The sequence below is a fragment of the Limosilactobacillus oris genome (assembly GCF_025311495.1).
GTDB classification, from domain to species: Bacteria; Bacillota; Bacilli; order Lactobacillales; family Lactobacillaceae; genus Limosilactobacillus; species Limosilactobacillus oris_A.
Genome location: NZ_CP104398.1, coordinates 1,574,407 through 1,589,205 on the forward strand (window position 1 = coordinate 1,574,407; position 14,799 = coordinate 1,589,205).

The 14,799-nt window shown below is 49.8% G+C and carries 16 protein-coding genes and 1 pseudogene; 8 read left to right on the forward strand and 9 right to left on the reverse strand.

The window, feature by feature from the left end; genetic code table 11:
• Positions 1-2 precede the first annotated feature (2 nt).
• From N4599_RS07830 to preA, 6 genes and pseudogenes are all read left to right on the forward strand, one after another.
• Positions 3-1,343: an FAD-dependent oxidoreductase gene (locus N4599_RS07830; RefSeq protein WP_062812696.1), complete on the forward strand. Its 1,341-nt coding sequence runs from the start codon at positions 3-5 to the stop codon at positions 1,341-1,343.
• A gap of 152 nt (positions 1,344-1,495) precedes the next feature.
• Positions 1,496-1,876 (forward strand): MarR family winged helix-turn-helix transcriptional regulator, encoded by a 381-nt coding sequence (locus tag N4599_RS07835; RefSeq protein WP_260898906.1) that lies wholly within the window; start codon positions 1,496-1,498, stop codon positions 1,874-1,876.
• 55 nt (positions 1,877-1,931) lie between these two features.
• Entirely contained in the window at positions 1,932-2,402 is a 471-nt protein-coding gene (locus N4599_RS07840) for an LLM class flavin-dependent oxidoreductase (RefSeq protein WP_260898908.1), read from the forward strand.
• Positions 2,403-2,765, forward strand: a pseudogene (locus N4599_RS07845) (NAD(P)H-binding protein); the annotation flags it as partial.
• 494 nt (positions 2,766-3,259) lie between these two features.
• The gene (locus tag N4599_RS07850) at positions 3,260-4,501 is read left to right on the forward strand and encodes an FAD-dependent oxidoreductase (RefSeq protein WP_260898913.1); all 1,242 of its coding nucleotides are present in this window, start codon (positions 3,260-3,262) and stop codon (positions 4,499-4,501) included.
• A complete protein-coding gene (preA, locus tag N4599_RS07855; RefSeq protein WP_260898915.1) occupies positions 4,494-5,789 on the forward strand; it encodes an NAD-dependent dihydropyrimidine dehydrogenase subunit PreA in 1,296 nt (431 codons plus the stop codon). Before N4599_RS07850 ends, preA begins: the two co-directional genes overlap by 8 nt.
• Before the next feature lie 70 nt (positions 5,790-5,859).
• Here preA and N4599_RS07860 read toward each other — a convergent pair whose 3' ends face one another.
• Positions 5,860-6,135, reverse strand: a complete 276-nt coding sequence (locus N4599_RS07860) for a hypothetical protein (RefSeq protein ID WP_062812713.1) — start codon at positions 6,133-6,135, stop codon at positions 5,860-5,862.
• Between the two features lie 138 nt (positions 6,136-6,273).
• Here N4599_RS07860 and N4599_RS07865 point away from each other — a divergent pair, with 138 nt between their 5' ends.
• Complete coding sequence (locus tag N4599_RS07865; RefSeq protein ID WP_260898918.1) at positions 6,274-6,483, forward strand: hypothetical protein; 210 nt, start codon at positions 6,274-6,276, stop codon at positions 6,481-6,483.
• 126 nt (positions 6,484-6,609) lie between these two features.
• Here N4599_RS07865 and N4599_RS07870 read toward each other — a convergent pair whose 3' ends face one another.
• The 4 genes from N4599_RS07870 to N4599_RS07885 all read right to left on the reverse strand — a co-directional run bounded on the left by N4599_RS07870 (position 6,610) and on the right by N4599_RS07885 (position 9,416).
• A complete protein-coding gene (locus tag N4599_RS07870) occupies positions 6,610-7,047 on the reverse strand; it encodes a GNAT family N-acetyltransferase (RefSeq protein WP_260898920.1) in 438 nt (145 codons plus the stop codon).
• 174 nt (positions 7,048-7,221) lie between these two features.
• Positions 7,222-7,977 carry a cyclase family protein gene (locus N4599_RS07875; protein WP_260898923.1) on the reverse strand — a complete coding sequence of 252 codons (756 nt, stop codon included), beginning with the start codon at positions 7,975-7,977 and terminating at the stop codon, positions 7,222-7,224.
• An 18-nt stretch (positions 7,978-7,995) separates the two neighbouring features.
• On the reverse strand, positions 7,996-9,117 hold the full coding sequence (locus tag N4599_RS07880; protein ID WP_260898926.1) for a vitamin B12 independent methionine synthase: 1,122 nt from the start codon (positions 9,115-9,117) through the stop codon (positions 7,996-7,998).
• Positions 9,118-9,293: 176 nt separating this feature from the next.
• Positions 9,294-9,416 (reverse strand): hypothetical protein, encoded by a 123-nt coding sequence (locus N4599_RS07885; RefSeq protein WP_260898928.1) that lies wholly within the window; start codon positions 9,414-9,416, stop codon positions 9,294-9,296.
• A gap of 542 nt (positions 9,417-9,958) precedes the next feature.
• Here N4599_RS07885 and N4599_RS07890 point away from each other — a divergent pair.
• Positions 9,959-11,290 carry an APC family permease gene (locus N4599_RS07890; protein ID WP_260898930.1) on the forward strand — a complete coding sequence of 444 codons (1,332 nt, stop codon included), beginning with the start codon at positions 9,959-9,961 and terminating at the stop codon, positions 11,288-11,290.
• 59 nt (positions 11,291-11,349) lie between these two features.
• Here the strand turns inward: N4599_RS07890 and N4599_RS07895 are convergent, their stop codons facing one another.
• The 4 genes from N4599_RS07895 to N4599_RS07910 form a co-directional block, all read right to left on the reverse strand.
• Positions 11,350-12,753 (reverse strand): Na+/H+ antiporter NhaC family protein, encoded by a 1,404-nt coding sequence (locus tag N4599_RS07895; RefSeq protein WP_062812707.1) that lies wholly within the window; start codon positions 12,751-12,753, stop codon positions 11,350-11,352.
• Between the two features lie 542 nt (positions 12,754-13,295).
• Positions 13,296-13,949, reverse strand: coding sequence for an SEC10/PgrA surface exclusion domain-containing protein (locus N4599_RS07900; RefSeq protein ID WP_336604908.1), 654 nt, complete (start codon positions 13,947-13,949; stop codon positions 13,296-13,298).
• Between the two features lie 9 nt (positions 13,950-13,958).
• Entirely contained in the window at positions 13,959-14,129 is a 171-nt protein-coding gene (locus N4599_RS07905; protein ID WP_260898933.1) for a hypothetical protein, read from the reverse strand.
• Positions 14,130-14,353: 224 nt separating this feature from the next.
• Positions 14,354-14,488 carry a hypothetical protein gene (locus N4599_RS07910; RefSeq protein ID WP_260898935.1) on the reverse strand — a complete coding sequence of 45 codons (135 nt, stop codon included), beginning with the start codon at positions 14,486-14,488 and terminating at the stop codon, positions 14,354-14,356.
• Positions 14,489-14,799 lie beyond the last annotated feature (311 nt).

Consider the following 14,799-nt stretch of genomic DNA (forward strand, 5'->3'; position numbering starts at 1 on the left):
CTATGAAGGTCGTTATTATCGGTTGTACACATGCTGGAACCATTACCGCTAGTCAGGTGCTCAGTCAGCACCCGGATGCTGAGGTTACTATTTACGAAAAGAACGATAACGTGTCATTCCTTTCCTGTGGGATTGCCACCTACTTAGGCGGGGTCGCCAAGAGTATTGATGACATGTTCTACTCAAGTCCAGAAGCACTGGCTCAACTTGGTGCGGCTGTTCACATGCAACATGAAGTGACTGCGGTAGACCTGAAAAAGAAGACGTTGAAGGTTAAGAACCTGGTCAGCGGTGAAGAAAGCGAAGACTACTATGATAAGTTAATGGTAACGACCGGTTCCTGGCCGGTGATTCCAAACCTGCCGGGGATTGACGACCCGAACGTCTACCTCTGCAAGAATTACAACCACGCTAAGAAGCTCTTCGAGGTCGCCAAAAACGCGCAGAAGATCGTTGTGATTGGTGGGGGCTACATCGGTGTTGAACTAGTTGAGGCTTACAGCAAGCAGGGCAAGCAAGTAACCCTGATTGATGGCAATGATCGCCTGCTCAGCAAGTACTACGATGCTAAGTACACCGACATCGTCACCAAGGACTTTGAAGACCACCAGGTAACCTTGGCCTTTGATGAATTAGTTGCCGGTTTTGAACACAAGGACCAGGGTGTGGTCGTTAAGACAAACAAGGGAAGCTACGATGCCGACATCGCAATCCTCTGCATTGGCTTCCGGCCGAACACGGGACTTTTCAAGGATCAACTCGAATTTAACGCGGACGGCTCGATTAAGACGAATGCATACATGCAGACTTCAGACCCGGACGTTTATGGTGCGGGTGATTCAGTAGCGGTTCACTACAACCCAACTAATCAGGAAGCCTACGTTCCGTTGGCGACGAATGCCGTTCGTCAGGGGATCATTGCCGGCACGAACCTCTACGGCAACACCATGACCTACATGGGAACCCAATCCACTTCTGGTCTGCAACTGTACGATAACTCAATGTCCTCGACTGGAATGACCCTGGAAAGCGCCCGGGCAGCTGGCTTTGATGCCGATGCCGTGACGTTTGAGGATAACTACCGGCCTGAATTTATGCCAACTAACGCCAAGGTGATTGGGACGGTAGTTTGGGACCGGAGCAACAACCAAATCCTGGGTGCTCAGTTTATGAGCAAGCTGGACATCTCCATGTACGCGAACGCGGTTTCCGTGATGATTCAAAACCACAACACGATTAACTTCATGGCGATGGTTGACATGCTGTTCCAACCGAACTTCGACCGGCCGTTTAACTTCATCAACCTGCTGGGACAACAAGCGGTTGCTAAGGCAGTGAAGTAGTAATTAAATCCCAATATTTCCGCGCTTACGGCATTTCTACGGTAAGCGCGGTTTTTGTTTTTGGCGGGCAAGCCGTGGGGTGACACCCATAGCGGTCATGTTATAATAGTTGCGTGCGCAAGCATTAATATAAAATGAAGGGTGGCCTGCTAGTGGATTACTTAAAACGGTGGTTTGATTACACCGACCGGCAACTAGAGATGAAGGAAGAGATTGAGCAGGCGATTTTGCGCGCTGATGGGTCCACACTGACGCTGAACGAGTTCCTGTTGCTATATTTCTTGAAGCAGGCCACGGGACACCGGCTCCAGCAAAACGAACTGCAAGACAAGCTGCACCTGTCAGCGTCCGCAATTTCCCGCATGATTGCCAAGCTAGAAGCAAAAAATTGTGGGGTGATCGAGAAACAGGCCTGTCAGACTGATAAACGGGCTGCTTACCTGGTATTGACGAGCCACGGTGAGGAGTTGCTGAAACGAGTTTTACAAGAGGTTGAAGATTCGCTTGCGGCGTACAGTGAGTATTTAAAATAGGAATTGCCCTATTTTTTTAGTTGCGTGCGCAAGCAAAATAAAAGGAGGAGCTAACATGGCTGAACAATTCGCTGACCACCACCTGAACATTCCCCGGCTTTCAATCTTAGGCACTGATAACAGTGACCTTTTCCACCCGCAAGCGGCTAGTAAGGACAGCCAGGCCCAGCTGCCTAAAGAAATGTCTAAGCACCCCGGCTTTGCGCGGGTGTTCAAGCCGGGAAAGCTGACCTTTGGCTTAATCGCTCCCTTTAAGGGATACCCGGATACGCCGATTCCTGACGTTTTCGACCTGGGGGAGACAGCCCGGCTGGCGGAGAAAGCGGGATTCGCGGCCCTCTGGATCCGGGACGTGCCGTTTTATGATCCGCGTTTTGGCGATGTTAGACAGGGGCTCGACCCCTTCGTAACGTTGGGTTACCTGGCTGCAAAGACGAAGAAAATTGCCCTGGGGACCGCCGGAATTATTGCTCCGCTCAGGGAACCGATCCACATTGCGAAGGCGGCGGCCACAACGCTTGTCTAGGCAATGGATGAGGCTAGTGTCAAACGCCTGATTTGGACATCGTCGTTGGGAATCTATAATGAAATCCCGGGAGAATTTGGCCGCTGGAACCAGCAGGTAATGGGTGATTACTACCGCCGTTATCGTTTAGCTGCGGACGTGATTGAGGGGAGTGACCTCGATTACACAATCATTCGGCCAGCCTGGCTGACGAACCTGGACGAGGTCGATTATGAGACCACGCTGCGTGATGAGCCGTTTAAGGGGACCGAAGTTTTGCGGAAGAGTGTTGCGCCCTTGGCTGTCAGCGTAATTAAAGACCCGGCCAAGTTTGTTCGGGAGTCGGTCGGGGTGGATAAGCCGGGAACGGCGGCTGACCGGCCCCGTCCAGCGGTGATGCGTGCCAACGGCGGCTATGAACAAGTAACGCGTAAAGAAATTAAGCTTCGTTTTCCGTAAGTAACAGTGAGAGTGAGAAAAAACGCCTAAAATCGGCTGACAGCTGATTTTGGGCGTTTGTCTTTCGACGCGAAGCAAGCCTCTGGGAACCTCCGCAAGGATGGCTACGACGCGAAGCAAGCCTATTTGGGGTTGGTCAAATGCTGATTTATCAGCGTTTGAACTGCCAGCCAGCTACTGCGCTGAGGCATTACTAACTTTAAAATATTAAAGAGGTTGAGTTAATTCTCAACCCTTTTTATATTCCAAAATTATATATTGCTATATTCTTAAATCATATGCTGTTTTACCGGTATTGGTAATAAAAATGAATTTATAATATGCTATTGTAATTGATATATGACACCGCTATCATAATAGTATAAAGTTTGTTCAATACTTCTCAATGCTGAAGCGATGACCTAGAGGAGGCAATCTCAATGACTTCAAAATATGAAACGGAAGCGAAAGGCTATACGATGACCACCGTCATGCAGGAGGCGGCGCGTTGCCTACTGTGTGAAGACGCACCATGTTCCCAGGCCTGCCCGGCCCACACGAACCCGGCAAAGTTTATCCGGAGTGTGCGCTTTCGCAATGTAAAGGGGGCCGCGGAAACAATCCGGGAGAATAACGCCCTCGGTGCGATCTGTGCCCGGGTCTGCCCGACCGAACGTTACTGTGAAAAGGCTTGTACCCGTGCCAAAATTGACCACCCGATTGACATTGGCGGGATTCAACGCTACGTTACCGACATGGAACGCAAGGAAAAGATGCAGATCCTTCACGCCGGCAAGGATAACGGGATGAACGTTGCCATCATTGGGAGCGGCCCCGCCGGTTTACAGGCAGCCACGACCCTGCGGCAAAAGGGCTATGCGGTCGATATTTACGAAAAGAACGCTAAGGCGGGTGGCTACCTGACTTATGGGATTCCTGAATACCGGCTGCCGGAAGCAATCGTGGACTACGAAGTTCAGCGGATTGTTGACCTCGGTGCCAACATTAAATACAACATGACCGTCGGCAAGGACGTTTCGATGGACTACCTCAAGACGCACTACAACGCGGTGATTGTGGCAATCGGTGCTAGTGCCGCCAAGACGATTCCAATGTTTGAACACAACATCTGCACGGAGTCTGCTATTTCCTTCCTGGCCCGCGCCAAGGAAAGCCAGGGCCACCTGGACGATTTGCCAAATAATGTGCTGGTCATCGGTGGTGGTGACGTGGCGATGGACGTCGTGACGACCCTCAAGAAGCTGGGTGTCGACTATGTCACTGACATGGTTTACGAAGAGTTTAAGGAGTTCAAGGCTTCTAAGAAAGAGCTGGCCGGTGCCCAGCAAGAAGGCGTGACAATCGTGGACGGCTACGTACCAACCGCGGTCCGGGAAAACAAGGTAACCTTCAAGCACCGCGAGATTGACAGTGAGATGACCATTACCGCCGACAAGATCATTCTAGCGGTCGGCCAAAAGGTAGACGCAGATGGCCTGGACATTGACATTCAGCACAATGAAATCCCATTCCGGGAAGCCCGGTTCCACACGAAGGATCCGAAGGTCTTCGCTACGGGAGATATCGTTGACGGTGATAAGACCGTGGTTGTTGCCGTACAAAAGGGGAAAGAAGTTGCCGAAGAAATCGATCGTGTGTTAGGGGGACAAGACAATGATTAAGAAAGACCTGTCAATTGACTTTTTAGGGGTCCACTTTGAAAACCCGTTCTGCTTGTCATCTTCACCAGTTGGCAACTGCTACGAAATGTGTAAGAACGCCTATGACGCTGGCTGGGGCGGGATCGTCTACAAGACCCTTTCTCCTGACCACTTCGTTATCGATGAAGTTTCGCCGCGTTTTGCCCAACTCACTAAGGAAGATACGCCCTTTATCGCCTTCAAGAACATGGAGCAGCTGGCCGAGCACCCGCTGGCGCAAGACCTGGACGCGATGCGGCGCTTGAAGAAGGAGTACCCAAACAAGGTTCTGATTGCTTCCATCATGGGTGAAACGCCACAGGACTGGACGGACCTGGCAAAGCTGGTTACCGCAGCTGGGGCCGACATGATTGAACTGAACTTCTCCTGCCCACAGATGACCTCCCACACGATGGGGTCTGATGTTGGGACCAACCCTGAATTATGCAAGAGCAACTGTGCGGCGGTCAAGCGGGGGACCGACCTGCCCGTCTTAGCTAAGATGACGCCGAACATTACCACGATGATTCCAGTGGTCAAGGCCTGCCTGGCTGGCGGTGCGGACGGAATTTCCTCCATTAACACCGTCAAGTCAATCACCGACATTGACCTGGACAACAAGGTGGCCCTGCCAAATATCAACGGTAAGTCCGCCGTCTCCGGACTGTCAGGGAAGTCGGTTAAGCCAATTGCTCTCCGCTTCCTGCAACAGATTCGGTCTGCTGCCGGGCTGGAACAGCTGCCAGTTTCCGGGATTGGGGGCATTGAAACCTGGGAGGATGCCGCTGAGTTTATCCTCCTCGGTGCTTCAACCCTCCAGGTAACCACCGCCATCATGCAGTATGGTTACCGGATCATTGACGATTTGACCAACGGCTTAATGCACTACATGGATGAACAGCACGTTGACCATCTTAAGGACCTGGTCGGGATTGCCAACAAGAACATCGTGCCAACCAACCAGCTGGACCGGGACTACAAGGTCTACCCGAAGATTGACTGGGATAAGTGTATCGGCTGTGGTCGCTGCTTCATCTCCTGTCAGGATGGTGCCCACCAGGCGATGGGTTGGGATGACGACAAGCGGCTTCCAACCTTTGACCAGAGCAAGTGTGTTGGTTGCCAGCTCTGTGCCCTTGTTTGTCCGGTCGGGGCAATTAAGCTCGGCCTGGTAAAGATGAAGCCGGGCCGGGAAGGGAATCCAGAAGACGTGGACTCTTCTTCCTTCCAGCTGCCGAATTATGATGAGACACCGGCGCACAACCATTAGAAGTTAAAATAGTAAAGCACCGCAAGTCATGGGGAAACCATGACTTGCGGTGCTTTGTAACTGTTGGGGATTAATCTTCAAAGACGCTCTGGGTGCTACCGGTTAACGTGATCTTGTCCAGACCGTTGTCGAGCTGGTAGTGGTCAGCATCGTCCTTGTTTAAGCGGTAGCCAGCCCGTTCAAACGCGGCGGCGAGGTTGGTCATAAACTTTTGCCCCGCGGCAGCTGAATCATAAACCATGTGGTCTAAGTACATCGGCCGGTCGGCGCTCCGCCGAACCAGGGTAATCAAGTAAACGGATTGGCTCGTCTTTTTAATGTTAGAAGTGTTTTGCATTAATGACATTTTCTTCCCCTCCTCATCACCAATTATACTGGTGTTCCCCAAGATTTCAATCAGGGTTGTCCTCTAGGAAAAAAGTTTAAATTAACCCGTTCACTTTCTGAAAAACGACTATAATAGAGGGTGAAAGGAAGCATAATCATGGAAATTAATGAAGATGCCCTTCAGAACTTCCAGAGTTCGAAGTTCAATTTTGTTGATGCTAAAGGCAACGATGTCGATTTGAGCAACTTGGACAACTCCGTCAAGTACACCCTGCGGGATGGCGACGCAATTGTCCAAGACGACATGGCCGCCAAGGACGTTGTCGACACCATCAACGACGAGTACGGTAAGACTCTGAACGTCTAACCGCCCGCTTTAACTAAATTAATTAACCAGCATCCCTAAGTGATTCGCTTAGGGGTGCTTTTTTAGTATTCAGTGCTAATCAAAAACCACTCAAGCAGCTAAAGTGCTGCCTGGGTGATTCGTGAATTAAAGGCGCTTGTAGTACTTGTAGTAAGTATCGCCCTTAACTGGGTAGTCAGGAATAATCCCATTTAGCTGGTAGCCCTGTTTTTCGTAGAATTTGGGTGCACTGGCCTGGGTTGTGTCAACGAAACTGATGACACAGCCTTCCTGTTGAACGGCCTCTTCAAAGGCGTGGATGAGCTTTTGGCCGATTTTGCTGCCCCGGGCATTAGGGTTGACGTAGAGCCCCTCGATAACGGCAGAGAGGTTGACATTATCAATGTGCCCATAGATTTGGTCCATGCTGGTATCGCCGTCTGTGGCGCTAAAGGCGAGCTCTTGAGAGAACTGCTGCGGTAGTTCTGAAACGTCCGTGGCACCGTATTGTTTGCTAAAGTAGATACTGAGTCCTTCAAAAACGTCCTTGCGAGTCTGGTCAAATGCAGTTTGAATAATTTTCATCTAAATTCGCTCCTTTCAAATAAAAAGAGCCCGGCTAGCATTAACTAACCGAGCTCACTCGACATCTTCTTCAACAGTCCCCAGATGGGGGTTCGCCTTACGAGGCACTGTTCTCCGATGAAAAATTATTTACATAGCTATTCTAATAGAAGTGATTGAGTGCTGTCAATAAAATTATTTTTTGCCTTCTTCAAAGACCGCAAACGCCCTGACGGGGAAGCCCGGGGCCTTTTCTGGTTTGGCAACGGAGATAAAGATTACTGCCCCGGTGGCGGGTACCCGGTCTAAATTGTCGAGCAGTTCGACCTGGTAATGACCGTGGGACAGAACGTAATATTCACCAACCAGGCCGTCCTGTTGCTCGGTCGCGGTATCCGTATCGAAGGTTTCATGACCGTTGGCAGTGGCGTGCCGAGTTTCGTAAATGTACTTGAGAGCGTCTAGTGACCAGCCGGGGTAGTGGTTTTGCCCGTGGGCATCCTTATTTTCAAACTTTTCTTGGGATGGCCAGCGCTTTCCCCAGTCGGTCCGCAGGGCGACGAATGAGCCGGCCGGGATTTCACCGTGCTTTTTCTCCCAGGCTTGAATGTCCTTAACGGTCAGGCTCCGGTCGGGGTTCTCCGCGACTTCCTGGTGAAGGTCGATGACGACTAGCGGGAGCACCAGGTCCTTGAGCGCTAAATCCTCGACGTAGCGTTCGTCATCCTTGTAAAAATGAACGGGTGGGTCGATATGGGTCCCGTACTGGCCAGGGAATGTATATTCTTTAACGAAGAAGCCATCCGCATGGGTGAACAGCGTCTTAAATTCAGCCGGCTGGAATTCGGGGAAGCGGGGGCTTTCCGGGCCAAACGAATGGGTTAAGTCCACCCAGGTCTGCTCCTTTAACTTATTAACCAATGTTTGAACTGAACTTGCTTGTACTGACATTTTCAACATTCCTTTCTGTTATTGCCAAACCTCATCGGCGATTTCCTTAACCAGTTTTAACTTGGCCCATTCCTGCTCCTCGGTCAGAATATTGCCTTCTTCCGTGGAGGCAAAGCCGCACTGCGGACTCAGACAGAGGTTCGTCAACGGGACGTGCTCGGCGGCTTCGTGGAGCCGGTCGATGATCTTCTGCTTATCTTCCAACTCACCAGACTTGGAGGTGATCAGGCCGAGTACGATCCGGACGTTAGGACGCTGATTCCAAATGGTGGCCAGTGGTGAGAAGTCACCTGACCGGTCGTTGTCGTATTCGAGGAAGAAACCATCGTAGTTGAGCTGGGCCAGGTAATTGGCAACGGGGGTGTACCCGCCGGAGAAGAGGAAGGTTGACTTGAAGTTCCCCCGGCAGATGTGAGTGGTGACGGTGAGGTCGTCTGGCAGGTCTTTGAGGGCGCCATTGATGACGGTCACTGCATCTTCCGCCAGGCTGGTGTACTTGGCGTGCTCTTCCGGCAGGTCCTTGGTCTCGTTGAGTTTGCTGATGAGGAAGGCCCAGGTGGTGTCGTCGATTTGCAGGTAGCGACAGCCGAGGTCGTAGAAGTGCTGGATCGTTTTCCGGTATGCCGTGGCGAGGTCGGTTAGGTAGTCGGCTCGCTGGTCATAGAATTGGGGCCAGTTGTCGGAACGGTTATCACGGAAGAGCAGGGTCGGTGAAGGAATCGTCTGCTTGGCGATGGCGTCGTCGCCGGCCTGCTCCTGGGTGTACTTAAAGGCGGCAAAGAAGGGATGGTCAGGGTTATAGGCGACGCGGCCAGAAAGTTCGGCGTTGTCCGTCCGCGTCTTAGCACCGTGGAACTTGTAGCTTTCCCGGTAGTCGTACTTTTTGACGCCCTTTAGGCCCCAGAGGAAGTCGAGGTGCCACCAGCTGCGGCGGAATTCACCATCGGTCACCGCGTGCAAGCCAACTGCCTTTTCCTTTTGGATGAGGTCGGCAATCCACTGGTTCTCCACGGCGGTCAATTCTTCCTGGCTGAGTTGACCGGCTTGAAACTTTGCCCGGGCGTCCTTTAAGGCTTGGGGACGGAGAAAACTGCCAACGATGTCATAACGAAATGGTGCGGTTAAAGTTGATTGAGTCATAGTTGTTTACCCCTTTCAAGATAGATGGGTTCAAGTCCGAGAACAAAAAAACGTCCCTAGGAAAAGCATTCTGTTGCTCTTCCTAGGGACGTCACTCCGGTTATGGAAATTAACGTGTTACCACCCTATTTTAACCAGGCTTTCCAGCCTGATCCTCAGTAGGTACACCCGCAACGTTAGCGGGTAAACCCCGGCGGGATAACGGTCGCCACTCGTGGGTCGCTTACGGCTGCCGCTCGCCACCCAATTACTTGCTCCAAGACCATCTTCATGTTGGTCGTGCCATCGGTTCCCATCATTCCCGACTCGCTGGGGGTCACTCGTCAACATTACTCATCTTTTTCATAGCATTTTCTAATTGAATTGCCATTATCATACCTGCCTGAAACCGGATCGTCAACCCCTTTTTGAAATTATTTTTAACTAAATAGCTAATAAAAAATAATACTATTTTGCTACTTAAAGGTAGGAAAAACTAGTAAGAATAATATTTCTAATATAGTGCTTGACAAGCATCAAAGTAGTGATTATGATATGGGCCATACATTAAAAAACATTAGGAAATGAGTAACTTACTTTTAATTATTACAGAGAACGGTGAATGCTGAGATGCCGGATACATTGGAGTTAGTGAAGATGGTTTCCTTTACTTGAGGATTTTTGGCTATGAGCGAGCTAGGTTCGTAAATGGCTAACGGGTTGATCACCGTTATCACTGATTGCAGAATAATTGTTCTGGTAGAGTACACTTTATAGTGTAGAAAATGGGTGGTAACACGTTACGGGCGTCCCAATAGCTGTTTGGCTATTGGGACGTTTTTCTTTTGAGGAGGTATGGAAAATGGAAAGCAAAGAGGAAGTAAGATTAGTAAGGTCGCTCTCAACTAAGGATTTAATAATTTATGGGATTATTTTTATGATTCCAGTAGCTCCAGTGGCCTTTTATGGTTCATTTCTTACCCCAGCCCATGGAATGGTTGCATTAGCGTATTTGGTAGGAATGATTGCAATGCTGTTTACTGGTTTTTCATATGCAACGATGGCTCAACATTATCCTTATGCTGGTTCAGTCTATACGTATGTTCAACGAGGAACTAATCCGAGCTTAGGCTTTTTAGGTGGCTGGGGGATTACGCTTGACTATATTTTAATCCCGACAATCACTTATTTAATTTCGGCCTCCTTTGGTCACGAACTTTTGCCGCTAATCCCTACTTGGGTTTGGGTTGTTGGAATTGTTGTTTTTAATACAATAGTTAACCTTGCCGGGGTTAACATCGTTGCCAAGTTTTCCTGGGTCTTATTTGGCCTGCAGATTTTAGTTTTGGGAATTTATTTGGTCGGCGTAGTCAGATTGTTAGTCCTAGGACAGATCCATCCTAACGTGGTTGCTGTGTATAATCCTACCCAGTTTAACTTTAATGGTGTTTTGCAAGCAACGGGGATTGTGATTGTTTCTTACTTAGGGTTCGATGCCATTAGCACTTTGGCTGAGGAAGCCAATGATCCTCGTCATTCGGTGGGGAGGGCTATCGTTGGTGCAATCTTGGGAATTGGATTATTATTTGTAATTACGACTTTGCTTGCAGGATGGGTGTGGCCTAATTATCAGGCACTTAACCCTAATACAGCTTTTTCAAGCATCTTAAACGCGGTTGGCGGTCCTAACTTAGTACGAATTACTGACATCGTAGTAGTATTGTCATTTGGTTTAGCCGGTGGACAAGAAGGGCAGACCGCCATTTCGCGGATCTTATATGCTATGGGCCGTGATGGAATTCTTCCTCGCCAGTTAGCCTTTCTTCATCCTAAGTACCGGACACCCTGGGTGGCAATCATCTTTGTCGGATTAGCATCATTAGTATTATCACTAACACTAAATCAAGATACCGTTTCTAACTTAGTGTCATTTGGGGCACTCTTTGGGTTTTTGCTACTTAATTTAGCAGTAATTTGGCGGTTCTTTATTAAGAATCCAAATAAGGGTTTAAACAATGTGGTTAGGTACCTTATCTCACCTTTAATCGGGTTTGGAGTAAGTTTATGGATTTTCCTTAACTTAGCTCTTAGCGCAAAGCTTGTTGGGCTTGGTTGGCTATTAGTAGGGATCGCAATCTTGCTTTACCAAACCGCTTTCTTTACGAAACCAGTACCCCATTTGAATTTTAGCTAATTGCAAAATAACAAACTCCCCCATTAATCCGGAAACTATGGGGGAGTTTGTTATTGCTTTTAAACAGTTGCTTTTTGCTTACTTGGCTTGAGGAAGAAGCCAACGATGATGGTCAAAATCGTAACCAAAAACGGGAAGAAGGCCCAGGGGATGAACTTGAGCGGGTTGATCTGCAGGGCACCTGCGATGAAGACCCCGGAAACACTCCACGGCACGATTGCGTTGACGGCCGCCCCGGCATCGTTGAGGATCCGGGTGAGGTACTTCCGCTTCAGCCCGAGCTTGTCAAAGGCGGGCAGGAATGACTGCCCCGGCAAGATGATGGCGAGGTAGTGTTCACCGACCATCAGGTTGACGCCGATACAGGTGATGGCGGTTGCCAGAGTCAGCCGGCCAGCGGTCTTCACGATTCCGGACAGGTGGTCGATGATGGCGTTGATGATGTTGAACTTAATCAGGAGACCACCTAGGGCCAGGGCAAAGACAATCAAGGCCAGCGAGGTCAGCATACTGGAGATCCCACCCTTGGAAAGCAGGGCGTCGATTGTTTTGTTGCCGGTGTGGGAAACGTAGCCCATCATAATCGTCTTGGTGATGGCGGTAATGCTAGTTGACGGGGCGTGAATCCAGCCCAGGGCGGCGGCGAAAAGGGAGCCAAGACCCAGGGAGGGGATGGCCGGTACTTGTAAAATTGCCAGGATAATCAAGAGGACGACTGGGAGGAGGGCCCAGCCGGAAATCCAGAAGCCATCTGCCAGGCCGTTCATCATCTGGTGGACGGCGTTAAGGCTGACCTGCTTGGAATTCAAACCGAGGACGGTGTAGAGGACGACACAGATTGCCCAGGCTGGAATATCGGTGATCAGCAGGGAACGGATGTGTTCGTAGATACTGATTTGGCCGACACTGGCGGCGAGATTAGTCGTTCCGGACAGTGGGGAGATGTTAGAACCGCAGAAGGCTCCGGAGACGATGACCCCGGCGGTCAGCCCCGGGTTAATCTTTAACGTCGCCCCGATACCGATGAAGGCAATCCCCATCGTGGAAACCGTGGTGAAAGAGCTGCCGCAGGCCACCCCGACCAAGGTGCAGACGATGAAAACCGTCGGCAGGAAGAACTGGACGGAGATAATCTTAAAACCAAAGTACATGATGGTGGGGATGGTCCCGGAGAAGATCCAGGTGGCAATCAGGACCCCGATGGAGAGAAAGATAACCAGCGGATCGACCCCGGCCCGGAGTCCGCTCCGCATTCCCTCCATGACGGTGTCCCACTTGAAGCCGCGCAGCTTACCGTAAACGGCGAGCAGGATGAAGGCGATGAACAGCGGCGCCTGGGGTTCTTGCTGCTTAAAGATAATCAGGTAACCAAGGATACATAAGATTACAATCAGGACCGCGAGGCTTTCGCCGAAGCCAAAGGTAGGTTCGGCATCTTGAGATGATTTTTTAAAGATTGACATTGATTTCACTCCCTATGCTTAAACGAAAAAACACCAGCTAGACTTTGAGACATTGCTCAACCTAGCTGGTGTTCATTTCACGGGAAATGAATAAACGACTTTCTAAAAAAGCACTCACCCTTGCTAGATTGTAGACACCTAGCAAAGACCTCACTGAATACAGCTCTGCTTAGGTGCGAACGTCCCTGTCCGCACCTAAGTTGGCGCAGACATTACAAGTAAGCATAGCTGTTATAATACTTGACACTGTTATTCAATGAGTTGTGAGTCATGATTATTCGTTCCTTTCCGTTAATGTTGATATTATTAAAACATTCTCATTTTAACTTGTCAACATTTAATTTTAAATTAATTAAGGAGCCGGTCCCGTTTGCTTGGGCTGTTTGTGCCCGGTAGTATTCGCCCCGGGCGACTGCGATGTCGTCGAGTGCCTATTCCAGAGCTGCCGGGTCGGCAATGTCGCCGTATTCATCAAGTACATGGGTGAGACCGCTTTGGGCCTGCTTAGCACGTTCACTGGCGGAATTGTTGCTGGCAATTTCCTAAGACGTGTACTGCATGAAGTGAATCAGGTGGGACGGATAAACGTTCGGGGCCTTGTCAGGCCGGTCGGTATTAAAGTTGATGTTGTTGTAGGAAATGCTAGTGCCGACGTAGTCGACCGTCCGCCCCTGGGAATCAGGAAGGATGGAGTAGACCCCGAGCAGCGACATTGCGTGGCCCATCGCGGAACCGCGGTCATTAAACAGCATGTCGTTAACAGCCCTGGCAATTGCATTCTTTGCCTGGGCCATCGTCATCCGGTTAGTGTAATTAACGTTCCCGTCGGTTAGCAAACTTTCACCGAGGCTGTTGCTGCCCCGGGTAACCATATCTGCGGCAGTAGCGTACTGGTTGGTCATGCCGTGATCAAAGGCAGCTTTCTTGAGGGCGTAGATGTAGTGGTGGGCAGCAGTGTCGGTCCGCTCACCGTACAAGGTTGCGACTTCTTGGGCAACGTCGCCCATTCCGGAAGTGGTAACCGCCGTACCAACCGTTCCGGCAATGCCGAGCTGCTGCCGGACTTGGTTCAGGATGGCTGCGGTAAACTTTGATAAGGTATTAACTTGGTCCGCGGTGAGGTGGTCCAGGTCGAGGATAATCTTTTGGTCGTCCCCGTTTTGATCCTGCCAGTTAAGTCCCTGGCGTGTGGTTATTGCTGCCTGCTAAGCGGCGAAACTGCTTAGCCGATAAAAGTCATTTGAGTTGAAGTTGCCACTCCGCATGATTGGCGCCACGTCGTTAATGAACCGTTGCGTCGCTGCCGTTTGCTCTGGAGTAAAAGTAAACGTTGGCATTGCCCTAGTGTTAGCATAATAATCAATTTTATTTTGCAATTGATTAACTTTATTCTGTGCGGCGGCTAAATTTTGGTTGGCAGTTGTTAGTGCGTCCTGCGCATTAGCGAGATTTTTCTGGGACGTGGTTTGGGATGCCTGGGCATCACCAACGGCGGTCTTTTGCTGCTGGATGGTGTTTGCAGTGGCAACGGCAGTATTAGCGGCTGATTGCGCGCTAACAGTGGCCTGTTGCTGGCTTTGCGCTTCGTTTGTATTAGTAGTTACTGCGCTATTATCAGGGTGCTGTTATTAGAATCAGCTTTGGCACTGGTGCTGGTGGCAATACCCAGCGCGGTGGCAGTGGTCAAAACGGCAATTGTTGAGAGGGCTTCCCTCGCGATTTTTTTACTAATCATAGTATAATCTCCCTGGTTAATTTGTGAACGAAATATAAACTGAAATTCACTCTTCAACTATGATTATATGCCGATTCGTTAAATAATATAGGGCTATTATATAAATTCTTTTATATTGACCGATAAGTAGTTGCTCATTTTTAAACGAAGGAAGCCTGGATTGAGTAATCAAGTGAAAGGGAACATAAAAAGACCACCATCCGGTCAATGGTTGACCAAAATGGTGGCAAAGGTAATCCTGACTGAATGGTGGACAGGAGCTTTAAATGCTGTCATTTCAGTGCATGAATCGTCATTTCACTGCTATAAAA

What these genes read in the sequence shown, in the direction of transcription:
- N4599_RS07830 (WP_062812696.1), top strand. Translation starts at nt 3, where the DNA reads ATGAAGGTCGTTATTATCGGTTGTACACATGCTGGAACCATTACCGCT.
- N4599_RS07840 (WP_260898908.1), top strand. Translation starts at nt 1,932, where the DNA reads ATGGCTGAACAATTCGCTGACCACCACCTGAACATTCCCCGGCTTTCA.
- N4599_RS07850 (WP_260898913.1), top strand. Translation starts at nt 3,260, where the DNA reads ATGACTTCAAAATATGAAACGGAAGCGAAAGGCTATACGATGACCACC.
- preA (WP_260898915.1), top strand. Translation starts at nt 4,494, where the DNA reads ATGATTAAGAAAGACCTGTCAATTGACTTTTTAGGGGTCCACTTTGAA.
- N4599_RS07860 (WP_062812713.1), bottom strand. Translation starts at nt 6,135, where the DNA reads ATGTCATTAATGCAAAACACTTCTAACATTAAAAAGACGAGCCAATCC.
- N4599_RS07865 (WP_260898918.1), top strand. Translation starts at nt 6,274, where the DNA reads ATGGAAATTAATGAAGATGCCCTTCAGAACTTCCAGAGTTCGAAGTTC.
- N4599_RS07870 (WP_260898920.1), bottom strand. Translation starts at nt 7,047, where the DNA reads ATGAAAATTATTCAAACTGCATTTGACCAGACTCGCAAGGACGTTTTT.
- N4599_RS07875 (WP_260898923.1), bottom strand. Translation starts at nt 7,977, where the DNA reads ATGTCAGTACAAGCAAGTTCAGTTCAAACATTGGTTAATAAGTTAAAG.
- N4599_RS07880 (WP_260898926.1), bottom strand. Translation starts at nt 9,117, where the DNA reads ATGACTCAATCAACTTTAACCGCACCATTTCGTTATGACATCGTTGGC.
- N4599_RS07885 (WP_260898928.1), bottom strand. Translation starts at nt 9,416, where the DNA reads ATGATGGGAACCGATGGCACGACCAACATGAAGATGGTCTTGGAGCAA.
- N4599_RS07890 (WP_260898930.1), top strand. Translation starts at nt 9,959, where the DNA reads ATGGAAAGCAAAGAGGAAGTAAGATTAGTAAGGTCGCTCTCAACTAAG.
- N4599_RS07895 (WP_062812707.1), bottom strand. Translation starts at nt 12,753, where the DNA reads ATGTCAATCTTTAAAAAATCATCTCAAGATGCCGAACCTACCTTTGGC.
- N4599_RS07910 (WP_260898935.1), bottom strand. Translation starts at nt 14,488, where the DNA reads ATGATTAGTAAAAAAATCGCGAGGGAAGCCCTCTCAACAATTGCCGTT.